Annotated in this window: 16 protein-coding genes; 2 read left to right on the forward strand and 14 right to left on the reverse strand. The window is 33.5% G+C overall.

Annotated features, from left to right (window positions below; translation table 11 throughout):
* Positions 1-376 precede the first annotated feature (376 nt).
* Together ubiD and JK145_RS00965 are read left to right on the forward strand one after the other, a co-directional pair.
* Positions 377-1,864, forward strand: coding sequence for a 4-hydroxy-3-polyprenylbenzoate decarboxylase (gene ubiD / locus JK145_RS00960; protein WP_220665008.1), 1,488 nt, complete (start codon positions 377-379; stop codon positions 1,862-1,864).
* Positions 1,865-2,283: 419 nt separating this feature from the next.
* Entirely contained in the window at positions 2,284-4,008 is a 1,725-nt protein-coding gene (locus tag JK145_RS00965) for a proline--tRNA ligase (protein WP_220665009.1), read from the forward strand.
* Between the two features lie 377 nt (positions 4,009-4,385).
* On the opposite strand, the gene tilS is transcribed toward JK145_RS00965, so the two are convergent.
* The 14 genes from tilS to pyrH all read right to left on the reverse strand — a co-directional run bounded on the left by tilS (position 4,386) and on the right by pyrH (position 23,112).
* Complete coding sequence (gene tilS / locus JK145_RS00970) at positions 4,386-5,864, reverse strand: tRNA lysidine(34) synthetase TilS (protein WP_255555779.1); 1,479 nt, start codon at positions 5,862-5,864, stop codon at positions 4,386-4,388.
* A 323-nt stretch (positions 5,865-6,187) separates the two neighbouring features.
* Positions 6,188-7,147, reverse strand: a complete 960-nt coding sequence (gene accA, locus JK145_RS00975; protein WP_220665010.1) for an acetyl-CoA carboxylase carboxyl transferase subunit alpha — start codon at positions 7,145-7,147, stop codon at positions 6,188-6,190.
* A 23-nt stretch (positions 7,148-7,170) separates the two neighbouring features.
* Complete coding sequence (gene dnaE / locus JK145_RS00980) at positions 7,171-10,659, reverse strand: DNA polymerase III subunit alpha (RefSeq protein WP_220665011.1); 3,489 nt, start codon at positions 10,657-10,659, stop codon at positions 7,171-7,173.
* Between the two features lie 161 nt (positions 10,660-10,820).
* Complete coding sequence (gene lpxB / locus JK145_RS00985) at positions 10,821-11,981, reverse strand: lipid-A-disaccharide synthase (RefSeq protein WP_220665012.1); 1,161 nt, start codon at positions 11,979-11,981, stop codon at positions 10,821-10,823.
* A 2-nt stretch (positions 11,982-11,983) separates the two neighbouring features.
* Complete coding sequence (gene lpxA / locus JK145_RS00990; RefSeq protein ID WP_220665239.1) at positions 11,984-12,772, reverse strand: acyl-ACP--UDP-N-acetylglucosamine O-acyltransferase; 789 nt, start codon at positions 12,770-12,772, stop codon at positions 11,984-11,986.
* Positions 12,773-12,774: 2 nt separating this feature from the next.
* Positions 12,775-13,230: a 3-hydroxyacyl-ACP dehydratase FabZ gene (fabZ, locus tag JK145_RS00995; protein ID WP_220665013.1), complete on the reverse strand. Its 456-nt coding sequence runs from the start codon at positions 13,228-13,230 to the stop codon at positions 12,775-12,777.
* Positions 13,231-13,402: 172 nt separating this feature from the next.
* Positions 13,403-14,425 carry a UDP-3-O-(3-hydroxymyristoyl)glucosamine N-acyltransferase gene (gene lpxD / locus JK145_RS01000; RefSeq protein ID WP_220665014.1) on the reverse strand — a complete coding sequence of 341 codons (1,023 nt, stop codon included), beginning with the start codon at positions 14,423-14,425 and terminating at the stop codon, positions 13,403-13,405.
* 6 nt (positions 14,426-14,431) lie between these two features.
* Complete coding sequence (locus tag JK145_RS01005) at positions 14,432-14,914, reverse strand: OmpH family outer membrane protein (RefSeq protein WP_220665240.1); 483 nt, start codon at positions 14,912-14,914, stop codon at positions 14,432-14,434.
* Positions 14,915-15,080: 166 nt separating this feature from the next.
* Positions 15,081-17,528 (reverse strand): outer membrane protein assembly factor BamA, encoded by a 2,448-nt coding sequence (gene bamA / locus JK145_RS01010; RefSeq protein WP_220665015.1) that lies wholly within the window; start codon positions 17,526-17,528, stop codon positions 15,081-15,083.
* A 1,043-nt stretch (positions 17,529-18,571) separates the two neighbouring features.
* A complete protein-coding gene (locus tag JK145_RS01015; protein ID WP_220665016.1) occupies positions 18,572-19,435 on the reverse strand; it encodes a phosphatidate cytidylyltransferase in 864 nt (287 codons plus the stop codon).
* Between the two features lie 33 nt (positions 19,436-19,468).
* The gene (gene ispU, locus JK145_RS01020) at positions 19,469-20,212 is read right to left on the reverse strand and encodes a (2E,6E)-farnesyl-diphosphate-specific ditrans,polycis-undecaprenyl-diphosphate synthase (protein ID WP_255555802.1); all 744 of its coding nucleotides are present in this window, start codon (positions 20,210-20,212) and stop codon (positions 19,469-19,471) included.
* 181 nt (positions 20,213-20,393) lie between these two features.
* A complete protein-coding gene (gene ispC / locus JK145_RS01025; RefSeq protein WP_220665017.1) occupies positions 20,394-21,590 on the reverse strand; it encodes a 1-deoxy-D-xylulose-5-phosphate reductoisomerase in 1,197 nt (398 codons plus the stop codon).
* 155 nt (positions 21,591-21,745) lie between these two features.
* Positions 21,746-22,303, reverse strand: a complete 558-nt coding sequence (gene frr / locus JK145_RS01030) for a ribosome recycling factor (protein ID WP_220665018.1) — start codon at positions 22,301-22,303, stop codon at positions 21,746-21,748.
* A gap of 83 nt (positions 22,304-22,386) precedes the next feature.
* Positions 22,387-23,112, reverse strand: coding sequence for a UMP kinase (pyrH, locus tag JK145_RS01035; RefSeq protein ID WP_220665019.1), 726 nt, complete (start codon positions 23,110-23,112; stop codon positions 22,387-22,389).
* Positions 23,113-23,189: the final 77 nt, after the last annotated feature.

The raw sequence follows: 23,189 nt of genomic DNA on the forward strand, positions 1-23,189 counted from the left end.
TTTAAAATCTCTTACAATAAAAAAAGATAACCAAGTTAAATTTTTTTAAAAAAATAGAAATTAGAAACAAGAGTTGTATTTATTACTAAATTAAACTTTTTATTTCTGAAAATTGTTAGTAACTTTTATTACTTCTAATAAAACAATTAATTTTCTTTTCTTGAGAAAAGAAAATCTGAACTAAAACTAGCAATTCTCTAAAAAGGAGTGCTTAAAATATAAAATGTTTAACTGTCATAGACAGAATAATTACTAAAAAAGAAAACTATTAAGTTTACTAGTCTACAACAATAACATTTTTACATAGAGAAAAATGTAATCTTTCATTAGATTGTAATCAAAATTATTTATCATTATAAATGAAAAATAACTAATTATGTTTTTTGAAGATAGGATAAAAATCCGTAATTTACGTGAATTTCTTTCTTTACTGGAACAACGTAAAGAGTTGAAGAGAATTTCTCTTCCTATTAATCCGCATTTGGAAATGACAGAAATTGCAGATCGTACACTACGATCAGGTGGTCCTGCTTTACTTTTTGAAAATCCAAAAGGTTACGATATGCCTGTATTATGCAATTTGTTTGGAACAATTAGGCGAGTAGCTTTTGGTATGGGCCAAAAGAAAATAAAAGCCTTACGTGATATAGGTAATCTATTATCTTTTTTAAAAGAACCAGAATCTCCTAAAGGGTTTCATGATTTGTTAGAAAAAATTCCAAAATTTCGACAGATACTATATATGTCAACTAAACGCGTAAAGTCAGCGCCTTGTCAAGAACAAGTATGGAACGGTCTAGATGTAGACATTAACCGTATTCCGATTATGCATTGTTGGCCTGGAGACGTTGCATCGCTTATTACATTCGGAGTTACTATTACTCGTGGCTTGCATAAAAATCGATATAATCTAGGTGTTTATCGACAACAAGTTTTAGATAAAAATAAAGTAATTATGCGATGGCTTGCTCATCGAGGTGGTGCATTAGATTTTCAAGAGTGGAAAGAAAAAAAACCTGAACAACGGTTTCCAATTGCTGTTGTGCTTGGTGCTGATCCTGCTACAATTCTTGCCGCAGTAACTCCAGTTCCAGATATTCTTTCTGAATACGCTTTTGCCGGTTTATTACGGGGTGGCAAAACTGAGGTGGTTAAATGTTTATCTTGTGATTTGGAAGTGCCAGCTAATGCTGAAATCGTGCTTGAAGGTTATCTAGAGACTTCTGAAACAGCGATAGAGGGTCCCTACGGAGATCATACTGGTTATTATAACGAAGTCGATCGATTTCCTGTTTTTACTATTACCCATATTACTCAACGACACGATGCGATATACCATTCAACTTACACAGGTCGTCCTCCAGATGAACCATCTGTAATAGGCGAAGCGCTTAATGAAATTTTTATACCTATTCTGCAAAGACAGTTTCCAGAAATTGTAGATTGTTATTTCCCGCCGGAAAGTTGTTCTTATCGTTTAGCTGTCATAACTATTAGAAAACAATATATCGGTCACGCTAAACAAGTAATGATGGGTATTTGGTCTTTTTTACGTCAATTCATTTATACTAAATTTATTATTATATGCGATGATGATATCAATGCACGTAATTGGAAAGATGTAATCTGGGCAATGAGTACACGAATGGATCCAGTGCGCGATATTGTCTTAATTGAAAATACTCCAATAGATTATCTTGATTTTTCTTCACCAATACCTAATCTAGGGTCAAAAATGGGCATAGATGTAACAAATAAATGGCCAGGAGAAACCCAACGTAATTGGGGTGTACCAATTGAGATGGACCAAAAAACGCGTGTAAATATCGATTCTATCTGGGAAGAATTGGCTATTCTAAAATAGAAAGAACCATCCGTCACATATAAGATAACATGATTTTACTAAAACTCAGTTAAAATTTATAACTTTAGATAAAAAATTTGGATAGTCTAAAAAAGAGGAGCTCCGTTCTTTTTTTTGTTTTGTCATCAAGTCAATAAGTTTATTTCAGAAAGAATAAAATTATGAAATTGACTTAATTTCTTGTCAGAAACTATGACTCTAAAATGAGAAAAGTTTTTGCTCTTCTTGCAGAACTCTTATTAAAGAGAAGTTGCTCTTTTGATTAAAGAAATGGTAAATACATTCTTATTTCGATTCTCTCTTAAGAGAGAAGACAAAAAAATGGCAAAAAGCTAAATAATAATTTAATAATTAGGAGCGCACTTAACTTACTTACATATCTGTTAAGAAATTAGTTAAATTCACAAAATCAAATTAATATGCGAACTAGCCAGTATTCACTTTTTACTCTCAAAGAGGTTCCATCCGACGCAGAAACAGTTAGTCATAAACTAATGTTGCGCGCTGGAATGATTCGTCAATTAACTGCTGGTCTTTACAGTTGGTTACCTACTGGTTTACGTGTCTTGCAAAGAATAGAAAAAATCGTGCGCGAAGAAATGAATAAAGCTGGTGCAATTGAAATTTCTATGCCAGTGATACAACCGGCTAATCTGTGGAAAGAAAGTGGACGTTGGATACAGTATGGTCAAAAACTTCTTCGATTTACTGATCGACATACGCGTTCATTTATATTAGGTCCAACTCATGAAGAAGTAATAGCTGATCTTATTCGTCATGAAATAAATTCTTATAAACAGCTTCCGCTGAATTTTTATCAAATTCAAACTAAATTTCGTGATGAAATACGTCCTCGTTTTGGTGTTTTACGTTCACGAGAATTTATAATGAAAGATGCTTATTCTTTTCATAAGAACCAAATTTCCCTACAAGAGACTTATGATTTAATGTACCAAACTTATAAAAGCATTTTTACTCGCATGAATCTAAATTTCCGCGCAGTACAAGCAAATACTGGTTCTATGGGAGGCATAATTTCCCATGAATTTCAAGTTCTTACCAGTGTTGGTGAAGATGAAATTGCACTTTCAACAACGTCGAATTATGCTGCTAATATTGAATTAGTGGAGGCCATTCCACAAAGTAGAAAACGCTCGACTCCTAAAGAAAAAATGAGAATAGTTGATACTTCTGATGTCTATACTAATGAAGAATTAATAGTAAAGTTTTCAATTCCAATAGAAAAGATCGCTAAAACATTATTAGTTCACGCCAAAAAAAATTCTAGTCACCCACTAATAGCGCTGATAATACGTGGTGATCATCAGCTTAATTTTGCCAAAGCTGAAAAACTCTCTCAGATTGCTGTTCCGCTTAAATTTGCTAGTGAAGACGAAATACGCATTGCCGTTGGTGTTAGTTCTTCTTATTTTTTGGGGCCAATAAACCTTCCATTACCATTAATTATTGATCGTAGTGTGGCCATTTTAAGTGATTTTGTTGCTGGGGCCAATGAACAAAATAAACATTTTTTTGGTATTAATTGGGAACGAGATTTACCATTACCACAAGTGGCCGATCTTCGTAAAGTTGTTAATGGCGACTTTAGTCCAGATGGAAATGGTGTTTTGCAAATTAAACGAGGAATCGAAGTAGGCCATATCTTTCAATTAGGTACCAGATACTCAGAAATAATAAACGCTAATATGCACGATCAAAATAATAGAAGTAAGATACTAACCATGGGGTGCTATGGTATTGGTATTACACGCGCAGTTGCTGCGGTTATTGAACAAAATCATGATGAACGTGGTATTTTATGGCCAGAAGCGTTAGCGCCATTCAATGTTGCTATTCTACCTATAAATATGTATAAATCTTTTAGGGTAAAGGAAGTAGCAGAAAATCTATATTATCAGCTACAAGCAAAAGGAGTTGATGTACTGCTTGACAATCGCAAAGCACGTCCTGGGGTTATATTTTCTGATATGGAACTTATCGGTATACCACACCAGTTAATCATAGGCGATCGAGATCTAAACGTTAATGAAATTGAATATAGAAATAGACGTAGTGGCGAGAAAACAACGGTTAAGCTAGATGTTGTAATTAATTTTATTATGGAAAAGTGTGTTATGATCTAAATTAGACTGAATAACTTTCTTAAAGAGATTTCTTATAAAAGAAAATACAGGTGATATTTTAGATAATTAATTTCAAATTTTTTCTTTCTAAAGCACTTAGAGTCTTTCTCTTAACTTATTTGCGTGTTTTTGGAAATTTTTTAACAGTTTTTATTTTATTTAACGATTAAAAATCGTAATTACCTATATTAGACTTTCCTTATTTGCTATATTCATAAGGTATTTATTTGGATTTGAATTTTTCTTTTTTTTATAGAATTGGTTTTTAAAGTGAACTCAGTTAGATAATAATTTATCTAAAATATTTAGATATCATTTAACTCAGCTATTACAGAATGATTATTTTTTATAATATAGAAAAATATTTCATTACTTTTTTATAATTCCAATTGCCAAAAAATTTTCCATTGAACGTCTTGATTTGCGATTCCATCTCGAGTTATAAAAACCCCTAATGCAGATATGAGTTTATCATTGTAAAATAGTAAAGGCGTACTAAGCCGCTGCCAAGGTGGTACACCTAGCTCTTGCCAAATTTTTTTTAAGGTGCGTCTACGGCTACGATTGATAATATGCAACAAACCAGATACTGATCCGAACCGAATTGATACTTCTTCCGAAGTAGTAGGAGCACGAACAATAGTTACTTTTAACTGTGATATGTTTTTTTCGTTATTAATGTTAATATAATTACAAGATGTCCTTATAACCTCTTCTTTGACTAAGTGTCGATATATAATACCAACAAACCATGAAGGTAAACATGGTTGTTCGCTTCCTACTGGCCATAAGAATTGTGTCTTGCTATCTATGAAACAAGGAACAAACTTTACAATATGAAGACGATCTTTAAAACGTCGAACAAATCGATTTTCATCAATTTTCAGTTGTGCTACTGAATCTCTTCGACTGAGAGCTACCTCTTCCCATACACGAATAAGATTTTTTCTTGTCGGCATTTTTATTGCAAGACTAGCAAGCCATCGACGAAGTAATGCTGAACGTTTAACTTCGTTCATTGCTTTTAGTGGAGTCAAATTTAATGATTTATCTGGCGCTACAACATTGGCTAATGTATCTTTTAAAAGTTCATCGAGTAACTCTTCTTGCTCAGCACAAAGTTTTGCACTACGTGCTATAGCATCTGGAAACTTCGGCCAGCGCTGCTTTAAGGACGGTAAAATTTTCAGGCGCAAAAAAATACGATCAAGTTTTAGATTTGCATTATCATCATCTTCTATCCAATGAAGTCCACATAAACGAGCGTATGTTTCTAATTCTTCTCGACTAAACGATAACAACGGTCGTAATAGGCAATATTTTAAATTTGATTCGTTTGACGATGATGACATTGCTGCTAAACCGTTTGGTCCGCTACCGCGTTTTAGTGCTAAAAGACAAGTTTCTGCCTGATCATCTTTATGATGAGCAGTAAGCAACGCTTCATTTGTTTTTAGTGTCATTAATAATGCTTGATATCGAGCATTACGCGCTCTGGCTTCAATATTTCCAGATTTTTTATTAACGGTAATGTGTTTAATATTAAAAATAACATTGTGTCGATAACATTCTCGTGCGCAATGTTCAGCCCACCAATCAGCACGATAATTCAATGCATGATGAATATGCATTGCTCGAAGTAACAATTTATTTCTTTGTTCCTTCCCAAAGAAAATAACGTCCATATCTCGCAGCATAACAAGAATATTTAGCAACACAGTAGAGTCTAAACCACCACTAAATGCTAGTAGTATAGAACGATAAGGTGCAATACAGTCACTAACATGATACAAAAATTTTTGTATCTGCTTCTCATGCTTCTTATTGATTTCAAAACTCATAACGGCAACTCTCATTTCTAGAGAGCTTTATTTTATAATTAAATTAAGAAACCAACTTTCTTATTATTTATCTCAATTCTATCTGTTAGGTAGATCTTTTTCAGTTAAACAGTCAATAATTAATGCTTAATGAAATTAAGATTTTTATTGGATTACCAACTAAATCAAACAATAAGATACTATAAGTTTCATTATTTCTTAATATAAAGTTTTTCTTAAAAAGAATTGGCAATTGCCTAATTGGTAGAGAAAATACATCCACATAAATTATGTCTTGATAAAAATTTTTTGATTATACTTAACTCTTAATAATTTTTTTCTAAAAGGATTTTCAAATTTTAGCAGTATCCATAACTCATTAATCGATGATATCGACGATTCAATAACTCTTCCGTTTTTAGACTATCAAGTTCAGACAGATCAGATAATAACTGTTTCTTTAACGATACAGTAATAGCTGATAGATTACGATGAGCTCCTCCGAGCGGTTCTGGAACAATATTATCAATTAACGCTAACTCTTTTAGTCTTGAAGCGATAATTCCCATAGCTTCAGCAGCAATAGGTGCTTTATCTGTACTTTTCCATAAAATGGAAGCGCATCCTTCAGGAGAAATTACCGAATAAGTACTATATTGTAACATATTGATCTTATCTCCCACTCCAATTGCTAATGCTCCACCAGAACCACCTTCGCCTATTACCGTGCAAATGATTGGAACTCGAAGGGAAGACATTTCTCGCAAATTTTTTGCAATAGCTTCGGCTTGACCTCGTTCTTCAGCACCGATGCCTGGATAAGCTCCTGGGGTATCAATAAACGTAATTAATGGAAGATTAAACCGATCTGCCATTTCCATCAATCGTAAAGCTTTGCGATAACCTTCTGGCGCTGGCATACCGAAATTTCTTCTAATTTTTTCTTTAATTTCGCGACCCTTTTGATGACCAATAATTATAACTGGCCGTGAATTTAAACGAGCAATACCACCGACAATAGCTTTATCGTCAGCATAAGTACGATCTCCTGCTAATTCATCAAAGTCGTTGAAGATATGATGTACATAGTCTAATGTGTAAGGGCGCATGGGATGTCTAGCTAATTGAGCAATTTGCCAAGCTCCTAAATTAGAAAATATTTTTTTTGTTAGTTCTATATTTTTCTCATTTAAACGTTTTACTTCTTCATCTAAATTAATATCAAATTTTTCTCCTTTACAGACGATTGCTGTCAATGATTCGATTTTTGCTTCTAACTCTGCGATTGGTTGTTCAAAATCAAGAAAATTTAAACTCATATCGCTCCGTTCCTATCCTTCTATTAATTGAACTCTAATTTCACTTGTTTACTGCCTACAAGTGTTCGTAAATCATTAAGTAAATGATCTGTTAAATAAACTTGCCAAATTTTTTCTCCGAAACGCACTCGCATATGTGTATCTATCTTTTGATGGAAAAGATATACAGGAGTATTTCCTGATTGATTTTTTTTTAATAATATAAGAAGGCGATTAAGGAAATGATTATTGCTTATTTGCCATTCCATTAATAAAATAACAATTTTACGTACATATTTTCTTCTTGCTTCACTAATGTCCATTAATTCACTAGAAATTAGTCTAGCACTTCTATTAAGAGAATCATAACTGACCCTTCCTTTTACAAGGATAACACGATCTCTTTTCAGTAGAAAATAATATCTTTCTAGTTCATTTGCGAACAAAACTATATCAAGTCGGCTTGATTGATCATCTAGTGTACAAATACTAACTTTATTTCCTTTCTTTGTGATTGTTTTCCGAATCGATAAAATTAATCCTACAATGGTAATAACTTTTCCACGTTCAACAAGGTAAACATCTCTTAAACGTAGACCATTTGTATAGAATTTAATTTCATGTAAATATGAAGTAATGGGATGACCGCTTAAATAAAATCCAAGTGTTTCCCGTTCGTTATCCAAAATCATTTTTTCCGTCCAGGGAGTAACACTATATGAAGATTGTATAATTTCTCGCTTACTTTTTATATCAAACATATCAGTTTGACCAATCTCTTCATTTCTAGCACGTTGATTAGCGAATTTAAGTGCATCATTTATAGAGGCTATTAGCGCAGCTCGATGATCACCAAAACAATCAAATGTTCCAGACATAATTAGTTTTTCCAATATTCTTCGACTTAATTTTTTAACATTAGCATGTGCACATAATTCAAATATTCCATTAAAGCAACCTCTTCGATTACGTGCTTCAATTATTGCTTGGATAGGTCCCTCCCCAATACCTTTAATAGCGCCTAGACCATAAACTATCTCACCATTTTGGTTAACAAAAAAACGATATTGGCTATTATTAATATTTGGTGGCAAAACCTTTAGACCCATACGCAGACATTCTTCCATTAATTCTACTATTCTTTCAGTGTTATCCATATCTGCAGACATAGCTGCTGCCATGAATTCAGCAGGATAATGAGCTTTTAGCCATAGAGTTTGATACGAAACTAATGCGTACGCAGCAGAATGTGATTTATTAAATCCATATCCAGCAAATTTTTCTACTAGATCAAAGATTTTCATTGAAAGTTCACTTTTAATTCCGATACGTTCTGCTCCAGTTTTAAAAACTAATCGCTGTTTTGCCATTTCCTCTGATTTTTTTTTCCCCATAGCGCGGCGAAGAATATCTGCTTTTCCTAAAGTATATCCTGCCAATACTTGAGCTATCTGCATTACTTGCTCCTGGTAAAGGATAATTCCATAAGTTGACTCTAAAACAGGCTTTAAGGACAAGTGTTGCCATTCAATGTCAGGATAAGAAATCTTTTCGAGACCGCGTTTGCGATTTATAAAATTATCTACCATGCCAGATTGTAGTGGACCCGGCCTAAATAAAGCTACTAACGCGATCATATCCTCGAAACAATCTGGCTGCAAACGTCTTATTAAATCTCGCATGCCACGTGATTCTAGCTGAAATACAGCAGTTGTTTCGGAACTTTTTAATAAATTGAAACTTTTTTCATCGTCTAGTGGAATAGAAGAAACGTTAATGGGTTTTTTTAAATTATGATGTACACGCCTAGCATTAATCATTTCTAATGTCCAGTTAATTACGGTTAGAGTACGTAATCCTAGAAAATCAAATTTTACTAGGCCAACATACTCCACGTCGCTTTTATCGAACTGAGTCAATTGGCAGCTCCCTTCACTATCGCAATAAATAGGGGAAAAATCAGTAATTTTTGTTGGAGCGATTACTACTCCCCCTGCATGTTTACCAGCGTTCCTTGTTATTCCTTCCAATTTTTTCGCCATATCAATTAATGTTTTGACTTCCTCGTCATTGGAATAAATAGTCTGTAGTTTTGGTTCAGTTATGAGAGCTTTTTCTAAATTGATACCAGGATCAGAAGGAACAAGCTTAGAAATGGAATTTACAAAACTATAAGAATATCCAAGTACTCGTCCAACATCACGAATTGCTGCTTTTGCTGCTAAAGTACCAAAAGTAATAATTTGAGAAACTGCATCTCGACCATACATTTTAGCTACATGATCAATAACCAAGTCACGTTTTTCCATGCAAAAATCGACATCAATGTCTGGCATTGATATACGTTCTGGATTGAGGAAACGTTCAAATAATAAACCAAACGATAGTGGATCAAGATCTGTAATTTTTAGTGCATAAGCTACAAGCGAACCGGCACCAGAACCACGCCCTGGTCCAACAGGAATGTTATTCTTCTTTGACCATTGAATAAATTCCATTACTATTAAAAAATAACCAGGAAAACCCATCTGGTTTATTACTTTCAATTCACTAAATAAACGTTCATTGTAAATTGAACGTTTTTTTTTCCGTATGTTAATATTTGGGAACAAAAATTCTAATCGTTCTTCCAAACCTTGACGAGCACATTTAATTAAATAATCTGCCGTGGATAAATTTCCAGTTGGAAATTGTGGCAAAAAATATCTATTAAGACGAATAATAACATTGCATCGTCGTGCAATTTCTACACTGTTAGATAATGCTTCCGGTAGATCGGCGAATAAATTGCACATTTCTTCTTCGCTGCGAAGATATTGTTGTGGACTATAGCTTCTTGGCCGTTTAATATCATTGAGAGTGTATCCATTACTAATTGCCACTCTGATTTCATGCGCATCAAAATCTTTTGTATCGATAAAGCGTACATCATTAGTAGCTACTATTGGTAAACCATGACGAGTTGCTAATGCAACAGCAGAGCGTATGTAATTTTCTTCACCTGATCGTCCAGTACGAATAACCTCCAAGTAGTAACGTTCTGGAAAAAATCGTCCATAAAACTCTAAACAGTTTTCTATTTGAGAAACATTATTACGTATCAAAAACTTTCCAATATCCCCTTTACTTGCCCCGGAAAGAAGAATGAGACCTTCATTATAATTAGCTAACCAATTGCGATCGATAACAGGTCCAAGAGCACTGTTATATCCACGTTTATAAGCATCCGAGATTAACAGAGTTAAATGTTTGTATCCAACATTGTTTGCTGCTAAAATTGTCAACTCTGATATTTCGTTATGAAATACGTCATTTTGGACAAAAAAATCTGCGCCAATAATTGGTTTAATGCCGAGCATATGGGCATTATCATAAAATTTGACTAATCCACATAAATTAGCAAAGTCAGTAATGGCCAAGGCAGGCATATGTAGAAGTACAGCTTTTTCTAATAACTGACTTATTTTAATTAGTCCATCAACCATAGAATAGTCACTATGTAAGTGTAAATGAACAAAACGTGGTTCTGGCATATAATGTTTCTCTATAAAAAAGAGTAAAGTGATTAAGACGTAAGAAAAATTCTTACATATCGCATCATAATAAATACACTAGATTATATGTGGGCTAAAGATTTTTGTGTAACGCGGAAGATATTAATTTAATGATATACACAGTTTCTGACTTTAAAAAATTAACGTTTTATTAATGCCATTACTGCACGTGCAGCCTGTTCATTTGCGTTACAACGAATCTTCCGATGCATTTGACGAAATGTAGTTAATAAGGAATTTATTTGATGATCACTATCTTCAAGTAAGAAACCTAAAGCATTTGCTAACGCATCTGGATGACACTTTTCTTGGAGAAATTCTTTAACTAATTCATGATCAGCTAATAGATTCGGAAGAGATATCCATTTAGTTTTTATCAAACGACGTGCTATTGCAAATGACAAAGGCTTCATGCGGTAGCCAACAACCATTGGACATTTTGCTAACATACATTCAAGTGTTGCAGTACCTGAAGCTAATAGAGCTACATTCGCAGCAATCATAGCTTGTATAGATGATCGATGATTTAAAATTCGTAATGGTAATGTTGGTGTTGTCATCGCTTTAATACGTTTAAATTTGGCACAATGATTAGAATTAACTAATGGAACAATAATTTCAAGTCCTGGAAAATTGCGATACAGTTGTTCAGCAGTACGTAAAAAATCTGCACCTAACATTTCAATCTCGCTTTGACGACTTCCAGGCAACAATGCCAGGCATGTTGCTTCGACTGGTATGCCGAGCGCTACACGCGCAGCAGTTTTATCAGGATTAAAAGGAATAAAATCGGCTACTGGATGGCCAATGAACTTGCAAGGAACATTGTGATAATCATAAATTGACTTTTCGAATGGAAATAAAGCTAATACGTTATCAGTAGCTCGACCAATTTTATGAACTCGATTTTTCCTCCAAGCCCAAATAGAAGGACTAACGTAATGAATAGTACGAATTCCACGTTGTTTTAATTTGTTCTCTAATGAGATTGTAAAATCTGGTACATCAATACCAATAAATACATCGGGTTGTAATGCAATGAAACGATGTTCTAAATCGCGGCGAATACGTAATAATTTTGGTAAATATTTAACTGTTTCAAAGATACCCATTACCATTAACTCTTCTGCATTATACCAGACCTCTATCCCTGCTGTTCGCATATTTTCTCCAGCAACGCCGAAAAATTTAACATTTGGCAAATATTCACGCAGCGCATTCATTAATCCAGCGCCAAGAATATCTCCAGATGTTTCTCCAGATACTAGACCAATAGTGACAGAACGTGATATTAATCCCATAATTATCGAATAATTCCTCGGCGAGATCGCAACAAAAAATCAAGAAAGACATTAACTACTTTGTATTCTTGCGCTAATTCTTTTAGTTCTAATTTAGCTCTCTCAAGAGTATTACCATTCCGATAAATAATCTTATATGCAGCACGTATTGCGTAAAGAGCATCACGATCAAAACCGTGTCGTTTTAATCCTTCTGTATTCAGGCCAAATAAAGTAGCATGGTTGCCTTGAGCAATAACAAAAGGCGGTACATCTTGAGAAACACCAGAACACCCTCCAATCATGACGTGCATTCCGATTGCACAAAACTGATGTATCGCAGTCATGCCGCCTATAACAGCATGATCGTCAATTATTACATGACCTCCAAGAGTCACGTTATTAGCCATAATACAATGATTGCCTATAGTGCAATCATGGGCAATATGGGTATTTACCATAAATAAATTTTCATCACCAATCCTGGTTATTTTTTTTCCTTGCATTGTCCCACGATGAATTGTTACGCACTCTCTAATGCGATTATTATTACCAATTTCTGTACGTGTCAATTCTTTAGAATACTTTAAGTCTTGATTTACATCTCCTAGCGAGGCAAATGGATAAATTTGATTATCCTCACCTATCCGAGCTATTCCTGTTACTACTACATGAGATTTGAGTATTGTTCGTGCGCCAATTTCCACTTGTGGTCCAACAATGCAAAATGGACCAATATATACATCAGCATGGATAATTGCTCCATCTTCCACAATAGCATTGTTGTGTATAAAGGCAGATTGATTAATCACCTTTAGGTCTCCCGGCGGCGAGCGCACATCATTGATGCTTCACAGGCTATTTCACTGTCAACTTTAGCAGTACCTTTGAATCGAGCTATACTTTGCCGTTCTTTAATAAATTCCACTTCGAGAATTAATTGATCACCAGGTTGAACAGGACGCTTAAATCTGGCCTCATCAATGGCAGCAAAGTAATAAAGTTCCCATGTAGTTAACTTTTCTGCGCTTTTAAATGCCAGAATACCTGTTGCTTGTGCCATAGCTTCTAAAATCAATACACCAGGAAAAATTGGTTTACCCGGAAAATGTCCTTGAAAAAATGGTTCATTAAAAGAAACATTTTTTATTGCTTTTAAGAACTTCCCTTTCTCAAAATCCAAAACACGATCTACCAGTAAAAATGGAAAACGATGTGGTAAAAATTCTAATATTTCTTCAATACGAAGAGCATGAGTATCAGTAGTCAAAATACTCTCCCTGTATATGTGGTAAGCATGATATTTAAAAAGCAAAGCTGTCTTAATCTTATTAATCTGAATAAAAAAAATAAGTAAGCGCGTGAATTACAAAAAAAAGACTGATAATCATTTAAAATCTAGACATGCACAATTTTAATTCTTATCTTATCTAGAAAGATAGTTAGTTCTTTGACAATTTTCGTTCAATAGTCTTTATTCGTTTTTTTATATTGTTAATGTTCATAACTAATGCAGCTGTTTTCCGCCATTCTTTGTTTGGTTGCAACGGAATTCCAGAAGAGTAAACTCCTGGTTCAGTTATCGAACGCATAACCATTCCCATTCCAGTAACTGTAACTTTATCACAAATAGCAATGTGACCATTGATAACACTTGCACCTCCAATCATGCAGCAACGACCTATAGTTAAACTTCCTGCCATAATAACACCGCCAGCAACTGCAGTATTATCTCCAATAACTACGTTATGTGCAATTTGGCATTGATTATCAATGATTACACCATTACCAATGCGAGTGTCATCTAACGCACCACGATCAATTGTAGTACATGCTCCAATTTCAACTCGATCACCGATAATAACGCGTCCAAGTTGAGGTATCTTAATCCAATTTCCGCAATCATTAATATATCCAAATCCATCAGCACCTATTACAGCGCCAGATTGAACCAAACAGTGTTCTCCGATAGAAATTTCATGATAAAGAGTAACATTGGCCCATAAACGTGTAGTAGATCCAATACAAGTATTTTTCCCAATAAAGCACCCAGGGCCAATTATTACGTTATCCCCGAGTACCACACCAGATTCAATAACAGTGTTAGCACCAATTGCTACCCGTTCACCCAAAATAGCGTCTGAAGCAATAACCGCTCCTGTTCCAATATCTATAGCAGGTTTTGGTGTAGTATCCATTAACTGTGCTATCTGAGCATAAGTAAGATAGGGATTTTCAACCACTAATGCAGAGCCTGCACAGAAAGGAAGGTTATCAACGGTAAGCACTACAGCAGACGCTTGACAGGAAGAGAGTTTTTTTCGAAAACGATTGTTCGAAAGAAATGTAATTTGACCAGCTTGCGCACTATCTATAGAAGCAATACCAGTGATAATGGTATTGCCATCACCATGCAATTTTGCATGCAACTGCTTCGCCAAATCAGCTAGTCGAATTGAAGACATGATAAGTCATTTAACCTGTTTTAGAACGTCGTTAGTAATATCTTTAGCATTGTTGGCATAAGCAATAGCATTAGCATTAATTACTATATCATAATTTTTTTTAGTAGCTACTATTCTCACAGCTTCTTGAATACAATTTAAAATTTTGTCACGTTCTTCTGTCTGGCGACGTCGATTGTCTTGTTCAAAAGCATGCGCTTTAGTAGAAAGATTATCACGTTGTGCAATCAACGACTTTTCTAATGAAATGCGTGCATCAGGTTCCATGTTAGAACCATTGAGCTGTAATTGTTGCATTTTAATCTTTAAATCTCGCTCCATTGATTGAAGTTCAGTAGCTCGTTTTTTGAATTCGTCTTCAAGTTTCTTAGCTACGGTCTCTCGTTGTGGTAATTGCTGAAAAATGCTTGAAATATCAACGATAGCGATTTTATCCGCAGCTTGCGAAGTCGAAGTAATAGTGAATCCTAAATTCAATAAGACTATAATGGAAAACCACTTATTCACTACAAGGCTCCTTAAATTTTTCGCAAAGAAAAATTTTTTACAAATGAATAATATTTTTTATGAAATGTTCATATATTATTTAAATGTTATCAATCGACAAGGTTTTTACCTTAAAAATCGACTATTTACCTCTAATGTTATCACATTTTTACCAAGTCTTACCGATATTAAATTGAAACGGTTCTACCTTATCCCCGTCATATTTCTTGATTGGTTTTGCATAAGAAAACGTCAGTGGACCAAGAGGTGAGATCCACTGTAGAGCAATTCCACCGGAAACTCGTATATTTTTAGGATTACTGTAATCTGGAATTTTTGCCTCAAGAGTTGTATTAGTATTCTTCCATTTGCTATCCCAAACGGTGCCACTATCAACAAATAATGAAGTTCGTATCGTATTATTTTGCCTTTCATTCAAAAACGGTGTTGTTGGGATGATAAGTTCAGTTGTTGCAATCGCCATTGCATTTCCGCCTACAGCATCATTCGATTTGCTTATTTGACATTCACTATAGTAGGTATTATTGCTATTGCATTTATAATAAACTGCTTTTGGTCCGATGGTGTTAACACGAAAACCACGAACACTATTGGCCCCCCCTACATGAAAGTTATCATAAAATGGCACATCTTTATCATCAAAACCATTGGAATAACCCATTTGAGTATGTCCTTTTAATATCCAATCATTATTTTCGTTAAGTGAAATATAGCGATAAAAATCAAAAATAACTTTATAGTACTGATTGTTAGAACCTGGCATGGTTATTTTTCCGATTAAATTTGTGTTTGTTCCGGATGAAGGAAAATACCCTCGGTTTAGATTATTAAAAACCCATCCGATTGACACAAAAAAATCATTAGCACTAATATCAAAATCGTTTTTTAAATGACTAGTCGAAATTATTTTTGAATTAATACCAAAACCTTTTAAGTAACGCCACATTGCTACTTGTGGTTGCATGTTACTTAGATCATTATGAATATAATCAAGATTAACTTTAAACGAGTGGTTGTCTCCTGCTAAAAAACCAAACATGGTATTCATACCGAAACTTCTTAAGTTATAATCAGATAAATCCGCATTGTCAGCGTAAAAGTCATTGTAAAATACTTTACCTCCCAAACTAATACCATTTGCTGTAAGATACGGATCTATCACTGATAGTTCTGTATAAGTCTGATAATCATTTTTAGCTCCATTAAAACTGAGAAGATTGCCAGTTCCAAGCCAATTATCCTGATGTATGTTAAATTGAAAACTAATACCACTTTCGCTTCCGAAACCGATACTTGCATTTAAACTACCTGTGTTGCACTCTTTTACGTTATAAATAATATCTACTTGGTCCATTGAGTTAGAAACAGGTCGAATCTTAATCTTTACATCTTGAAAATACCCGAGACGATTCAAGCGTTTTTGACCTTGATCAACTAAATTTCTTTTAAATAAAGAGTTTTCCATTTGACAAATTTCACGACGCAAAACAGAATCTTTAGTAAAATTGTTACCTTCAAAAAGAATGTAACGCACATAAAGTTTGTTTCTTACATCAACGTTAATATGTAATTCAATTGTTTTATCAGCATCATTGACTACTTTTTTTATAATTATTTGTGGATATGGAAAACCCTTTTGATAAAGCAGATTTCTAATATCACTTTCTATTTTGAAAACTTTGTCGCCATTATACAGTTCTTTAGTAAGCAAAGGCAGATTCTTTTTGGCTAAATGTTCGAGTTCTGTAGAAAAGTTAGCTATGTTACAATTAATTTTTATGTCAGTTAACGTATATCTTAAGCCTTCTGTGATTTTTAAAGTAACAAAAATCCCATTTTTATCCGGGGTTAGACTGACGTGAGTATAATCAACATTGAAACAGGCATAGCCTTGATTAAAATAGAATCTCCGAAGAGTATCTAAATCATTAATTAATTTTTGTTTTTGATACTTTCGATTATTTATAATATCCCACCATGGTAGTTTATCTTTCAGTTGAAAAAATGAAAGTAGCTTATTGGCTGTAAACATATGATTACCAATGATGTTAATTTTTTGAAGCTTAGCAGTAGCTCCTTCACTAAATATTAATTTTAAATTAACTCTATTACACTCTATCGGTGTAAGTATTGTTTCAATTTTTATATTGAATTTACCAATACTATAATAAAAGTCTTCCAGATCTTTTTTAGCGTTAAAAATATTGGAACAATTTAGGAATTCACCGACTCGAATGCCATTCAAGTCAAAATGATTTTTTAGTGTTTCTTCTTTTATTATTTTATTTCCAAAAAAAACAACACTAGCAATTATTGGACATTCTTTAACTTGTACAATTAAAGAATTTTCGTTGCGAAGTATCCGTACATGCTCAAATTTCTTAGTAGAAAAAAGATTACGAATAGCTTTACTGATATCTTCATCAGTTGTTACGCTACCAACATGAATTGGAATGCTTAATAATGCTGTATTAGTAGAAATTCTTTTTAATCCCTCAAAGTGAATTTCTTTCACCAAAAATTTTTCTGCAAAACATATGTCAACAGTATTGCTGAACAATAGCACTCCTATAAGGAATCTTCTTATTATCGTCATTCTAATAATATGTTATTTTTAATTTAATCAAGTAGCATTTGCTATTAATATCTAACTCTGATAAATAAAACCAAACTTGTTATAATGTATATGATAGAATTAGGCTGACCATAGTAATGCGAATGGAACTAAGCAAAAGCATGTTTATTCTTTTTAAGAGATTTTTTAGTATTTTTAGATATGTTGTATAAATGTATTTATAAGAACCAAAAGAAACATGTTTCTCTTACCTTAAGAGATAAGATAGTTTAAAAAATCGGTATCTAAATAAAGTGTCTGCTTACTTTTATCAAGTAAACTTAATATAAAGTCATGTTTTTCAGCTCTCTTCTCCTTGGGAAAAATGCTTAATCAGTTTTTAGTATGTTGTTTCTTTTTTTTAGACTTAATACTAATGCTAGTAGCTTTTAGTTATACTATCATTTCTAGTGACGAGTGATACAGTTACATTATAAGAAACCAATTTGTTCAAATATAAATTAATTATTCAATACGATTTGATTCCTGTTGTGTAATACAGAGTAATTTCCTACATTAGCAATTTGTAATTACGCTTTTCCTTTACGCAGAAGGAGACACTCGTTTGATAGCACAAATATTTATGGGATTAGATTGCAAAAAATTATAAATCGAGATCAACATAAATATGTTGCGGTTCAAACCGCAACAGGTTTATATGTTCGTTAACATATGCCTCTTAAATCAAAGAGTTCCGAACTCTATTTAATTGCTGACGAGTAATTTAAAAGAAAATTATAGAAATATTTTTATTGAAAATCTATAGATGTTACATAGATCGCGCAGCTTGCGTAGATACTTAAATATCTCATTTTTTAATAAATGACCTTTGGAGAAGATATTTTGCATATAAAACTTATGTTATAAACATATCCTTTTGCATTTCTATGTTACTTTCAGTAACTTTTTTCAGAATGATTTGCATACATCTTCATACTTACCATGCAATACTGCATTGAAAAATCTTTTCAACTACTTTGTTGAAGTATAAAAAAGTTGTAGTATTTCATTTCAATTATTCTAAATTAAATACTCTGAAAAATTTTTAACATAAAACATGTAAATATTGGTAAAGCAGCAATCAAACTATCTATACAATCTAAAATACCACCATGTCCAGGAATTAATCTACTACTATCTTTGATTTTAACCTCTCTCTTTAACATGCTTTCAATTAAATCACCGAGTACTGAAGCCAAAACCGTGGCAATTGATGAAACAATTAAAGCAACTGTTGATTTTGATTCAAGAGGCGCATATATTCCGAATAACCAAGAAACAGTTGCAGAAGTAATTAAACCACCGATGAACCCTTCCCAGGTTTTTTTAGGAGAAATTTTTGGTGCTAATCTATAATACCCTAAAGTACGTCCAAATATATAAGCGCCAGTATCTGTACTCCATACTAAAACCATAACATATAAAATCCACCAAGCGCCAATAAAACTATTGGTAGAATAATGGTGATATCGAAGGATTAACATCCCCCAGAAAAATGGAGAAATAGTCAAGAAGCCAAATATCAATCGTAACAGTATAGATGTACGCCAGATTGTAGAAGAATAAGGATAAGATAATATCAGGCAAAAAACTATTATAAACCACCAAAATAAAATAGTCAAAGAGATAAAATTTATTCGCCAAACTAAAAATGACGAATGCGTTGATGTCATAAAGATCATCAATAGTGTTAGAAAGATTCCATAGAGAATAGTTAGAAAAATCTTGTGGCTATTCGAGTTTAGTCCTGCTAGCTTTCCCCATTCCCAAGCGCTGAGCATACATATTGCAAGAGTAATTAACGAAAATCCGGTTAGAGATAATGAAAACAATAAAAAAATAACAATTGGTATCAGAAGAAAAGATGTAACTATACGTTGTTTTATCAAAATTTTCACTTTTCCTCTTTTTAAAATTATGAATCATTCAGGATTTGTTTTTCCAAATCGTCGTTCTCGTTTAGCGAAGGCGTTTAACGCACCTTCAAAAACAGTTTCGTCAAAATCAGGCCATAATACATCAGTAAAAAATAATTCTGAATAAGCAATCTGCCATAGTAAAAAATTACTGATACGATGTTCTCCTCCAGTACGAATAACAAGATCTACCGGAGTTAATTCATTCATACAAACCACTTGACAAAAAACGTCTTCATTTATCTGATCAGGATGTAAAATACCATTTTGAACTTGATTAGCAAGTTGCCGCACTCCTTGAATTATATCCCAACGTCCACCATAATTTGCAGCAATGTTTAAAGCTAACCCCTCGTTGTCACAAGTTTCTGCTTCCGAACGACGAATTCTTTCTTGTAACCGTATTCCAAAACGAGAGGTATCACCAATAATGCGTAATCGTACATTATTCTTACATAATACTTTAACTTCGCTATCGAGCGTTCTAATAAATAATTCCATTAATGCTGAAATTTCCTGAATGGGTCGATTCCAATTTTCACTACTAAATGCATATAAAGTTAACGCATCAAGTCGATGTCCAACAGCAAAACTTACTGCACGTCGAACTGACTTTACGCCTTCTTGATGTCCAAAGATACGCAGTTTGCCTCTATTTTGAGCCCATCGACCATTACCATCCATAATAATGGCCACGTGTCGTGGTGATGGAGGAGTAAAAATTGTTGACTCCTTTTGATTCTCGGGCAATATCACTCTTTATATATGTTCATCTTGGTAAATACTGTTCTATCAGAACAGAAGAAAAATTTGAGCATTCAAAAAATATATATTTACTATGAATAACTTCATAAGCTCAATTGCTTAATAATCAATAAGTCAAAACTGCATTATTTTTTCTGGCAAGAAAACAAACCACTTTTTAATTAGTTTATTTATTTAAAATAATAATACTCTGTTTTGCTTTTTTTCTTGCCTGATTGTCTATCGCTAGCACTTCTTCTAAGTTACGTGGTTCGGGCAAATCAACTTGTTCTAAGACGTTTCTATTTATAATAGCAATATCGGTAAAGCGAATATTTCCATGTAAAAATGCATCAACTGCAACTTCGTTAGCAGCATTAAGTGTTGTTATTGCTGCCTGACCTTGTTTACTGGCATCAATGGCTAATTGTAAACATGGATAACGTTTAACGTCTGGTTGGGAAAAACTCAACATATCAAAGTGTAAAAAATCTAATGGTGCAACACCGGACGAAATACGTTTGGGGTATGCCATTGCATGAGCAATAGGTATTCGCATGTCAGGAGAACCTAGTTGTGCCAACACGCTACCATCAGTATAACGTACCATAGAGTGAACAATAGACTGAGGATGTAATAATATTTCTATCTGTTCACTTTTAGCATTAAATAAATAACGCGCTTCGATATACTCTAAACCTTTATTCATCATGGTAGCAGAGTCTACTGAAATTTTTCGTCCCATTGACCAATTAGGGTGAGAGCAAGCTTGTTTTGGAGTTATCAAAGTTAGATCTTTTAGAGGTGTTTGACGAAATGGACCGCCCGAGCCAGTTAGTATAATACGTGATACACCATGTTCTTCTAAAGAGGAAAAACCCCATCCATGTTGAATTTTTTCTGGCAAGATTTGAAAAATCGCATTGTGTTCACTATCTACTGGTAGTAATTGAGCATGGTTAGCTCGCACTTCGTTCATAAATAGTCGACCACAAGTAACAAGTGACTCTTTATTAGCTAATAAAACTCGTTTTCCAGCACGCAGCGCCGCTATTGTTGTAGTTAGTCCTGCTATTCCAACAATAGCAGCCATGACTATATCTATTTCGTCTAGAGAGACTAACTCACAAGCTGCATGCATACCAGATAACACAGTGGTTGTAATTCCCAATTGAGATAAATTCTTCTTAAGAATTTTTGCGCTGATATTATCTTTCATACAAGCATAAAGAGGACGAAAAACGAAGCACTGTTCAGTCATTAAAGAAACATTACTTCCAGCTACTAATGTATGAGCGCTATATTGATCTGGATGATCTCTTACTACTGCTAATGTATTAATGCCAATTGATCCAGTACTGCCAAGAATTGCCAAATATCTCATGAAATTATTTCTCGTATTTGAACACGAAATTACATTAATTAATTTTATAGCTAGAAAACGGTATTAAGAAAGGAAACTGCCACAGTGATCTGATCCTATTTTTAGATAGACTAACAATTACTGTAGCAGTTTCCTTTCTTAATTTTAAAAAAGAATTATATTTCAATTAATTCTGCTTCTTTTTCTGATAAAACAGCGTCTAGATTGCTAATCCAAAAATTAGTCAATTTTTGAATATCATCTTGCAAACGACGGTGTTCATCCTCACAAATAGTTTTATCTTTCAATAATTCCTTCAATTTTTCATTAACATCGCGACGAACTTTGCGAATTGCTATTCTGCCACATTCTGCTTCGGATCGAATTACTTTTATTAAATCAAGTCGTCTTTCTTTAGTTAAAGATGGCAATGGTACACGAATAATCTTTCCATTAGAATTTGGGTTAAGCCCAAAATGAGAAGTCATAATAGCCTTTTCTATTGATGCCACTAACATATAATCAAACACTGTAATAATTAAGGTATGCGAATCCTCAACAGCAATATTAGCTAATTTGTTTAATGAAATTATTGTTCCATAGCAATTGACGGGAATATTAGCAAGTAAGCTTGGTGAAGCACGACCTGTATGGATATCCCTAATGTGGTTCTTGAATGTATCAGTACACTGTTTCATACGACATTCAGTGTCTTTACGGATTTTGTTTATCACATTTGAGACCCTCTTTCAAACTAAATTCTTTAGTAAACCGTGTGATCAATATTATCGACTCGTCTAAATTTTTCATATTATATTTATCTCGTAATTAAAGTTCCTTCTTTGTCGCCTATAACTACACGTAGCAACGCACCAGATTTATTTATATTAAATACGCGTATTGGCAAGTCATGATCTCGTGCTAATGTAAATGCACTAAGGTCCATGATTTTTAGACCTTTATCGAGTACATGCTGATAACTTAATTGTTCATAAAGCACAGCGTTTGAATTTTTCATAGGGTCGGAAGAAAACACGCCATCTACTTTCGTAGCTTTTAATACAACTTCAGCTTCAATTTCAATACCGCGAAGACAAGCAGCAGAGTCGGTAGTAAAAAAAGGATTTCCAATTCCAGCAGAGAAAATAACAACATAGTTATTTTTTAATAATCCAATAGCTTCATACCAATTATAACTATCAGAGATCCCATTAATTGGAATTGTTGACATTAAAGTAACGTTAACACCAATACGATGCAATGCCTCTCGTATTACCATACCATTTATTACAGTTGCTAACATTCCGACATAATCGCTCACTACACGACTTATGCCACTTTTTTCCAATTCTATACCACGAAATAAATTTCCACCACCAATAACTATTCCTACTTGCACACCTAATTCTACCAACTCTTTTATTTCTTGAGCGACACGATTTACTTCATTAATATCAATACCAAAACGTTTTTGACCTTGTAAGACTTCACCACTTAATTTGAGTAAAATGCGCCGATAGATTAATTTTAAATTATTTGTCATTTATTATTTATTTCCAAATAAAAAGAAAGTTTATAAAAAAAATAATCAAAACACTACCATTTAATAATGGACAAGTT

Source organism: Sodalis sp. CWE, from assembly GCF_019646055.1.
Classification (GTDB): domain Bacteria; phylum Pseudomonadota; class Gammaproteobacteria; order Enterobacterales; family Enterobacteriaceae; genus CWE.

Excerpts from the sequence above, each read along its gene's own strand:
- ubiD (WP_220665008.1), top strand. The coding sequence starts at position 377 with ATGTTTTTTGAAGATAGGATAAAAATCCGTAATTTACGTGAATTTCTT.
- dnaE (WP_220665011.1), bottom strand. The coding sequence starts at position 10,659 with ATGCCAGAACCACGTTTTGTTCATTTACACTTACATAGTGACTATTCT.
- JK145_RS00965 (WP_220665009.1), top strand. The coding sequence starts at position 2,284 with ATGCGAACTAGCCAGTATTCACTTTTTACTCTCAAAGAGGTTCCATCC.
- pyrH (WP_220665019.1), bottom strand. The coding sequence starts at position 23,112 with ATGACAAATAATTTAAAATTAATCTATCGGCGCATTTTACTCAAATTA.
- ispC (WP_220665017.1), bottom strand. The coding sequence starts at position 21,590 with ATGAGATATTTGGCAATTCTTGGCAGTACTGGATCAATTGGCATTAAT.
- accA (WP_220665010.1), bottom strand. The coding sequence starts at position 7,147 with ATGAGTTTAAATTTTCTTGATTTTGAACAACCAATCGCAGAGTTAGAA.
- bamA (WP_220665015.1), bottom strand. The coding sequence starts at position 17,528 with ATGACGATAATAAGAAGATTCCTTATAGGAGTGCTATTGTTCAGCAAT.
- lpxD (WP_220665014.1), bottom strand. The coding sequence starts at position 14,425 with ATGTCTTCAATTCGACTAGCTGATTTGGCGAAGCAGTTGCATGCAAAA.
- tilS (WP_255555779.1), bottom strand. The coding sequence starts at position 5,864 with ATGAGAGTTGCCGTTATGAGTTTTGAAATCAATAAGAAGCATGAGAAG.
- lpxB (WP_220665012.1), bottom strand. The coding sequence starts at position 11,981 with ATGGGATTAATATCACGTTCTGTCACTATTGGTCTAGTATCTGGAGAA.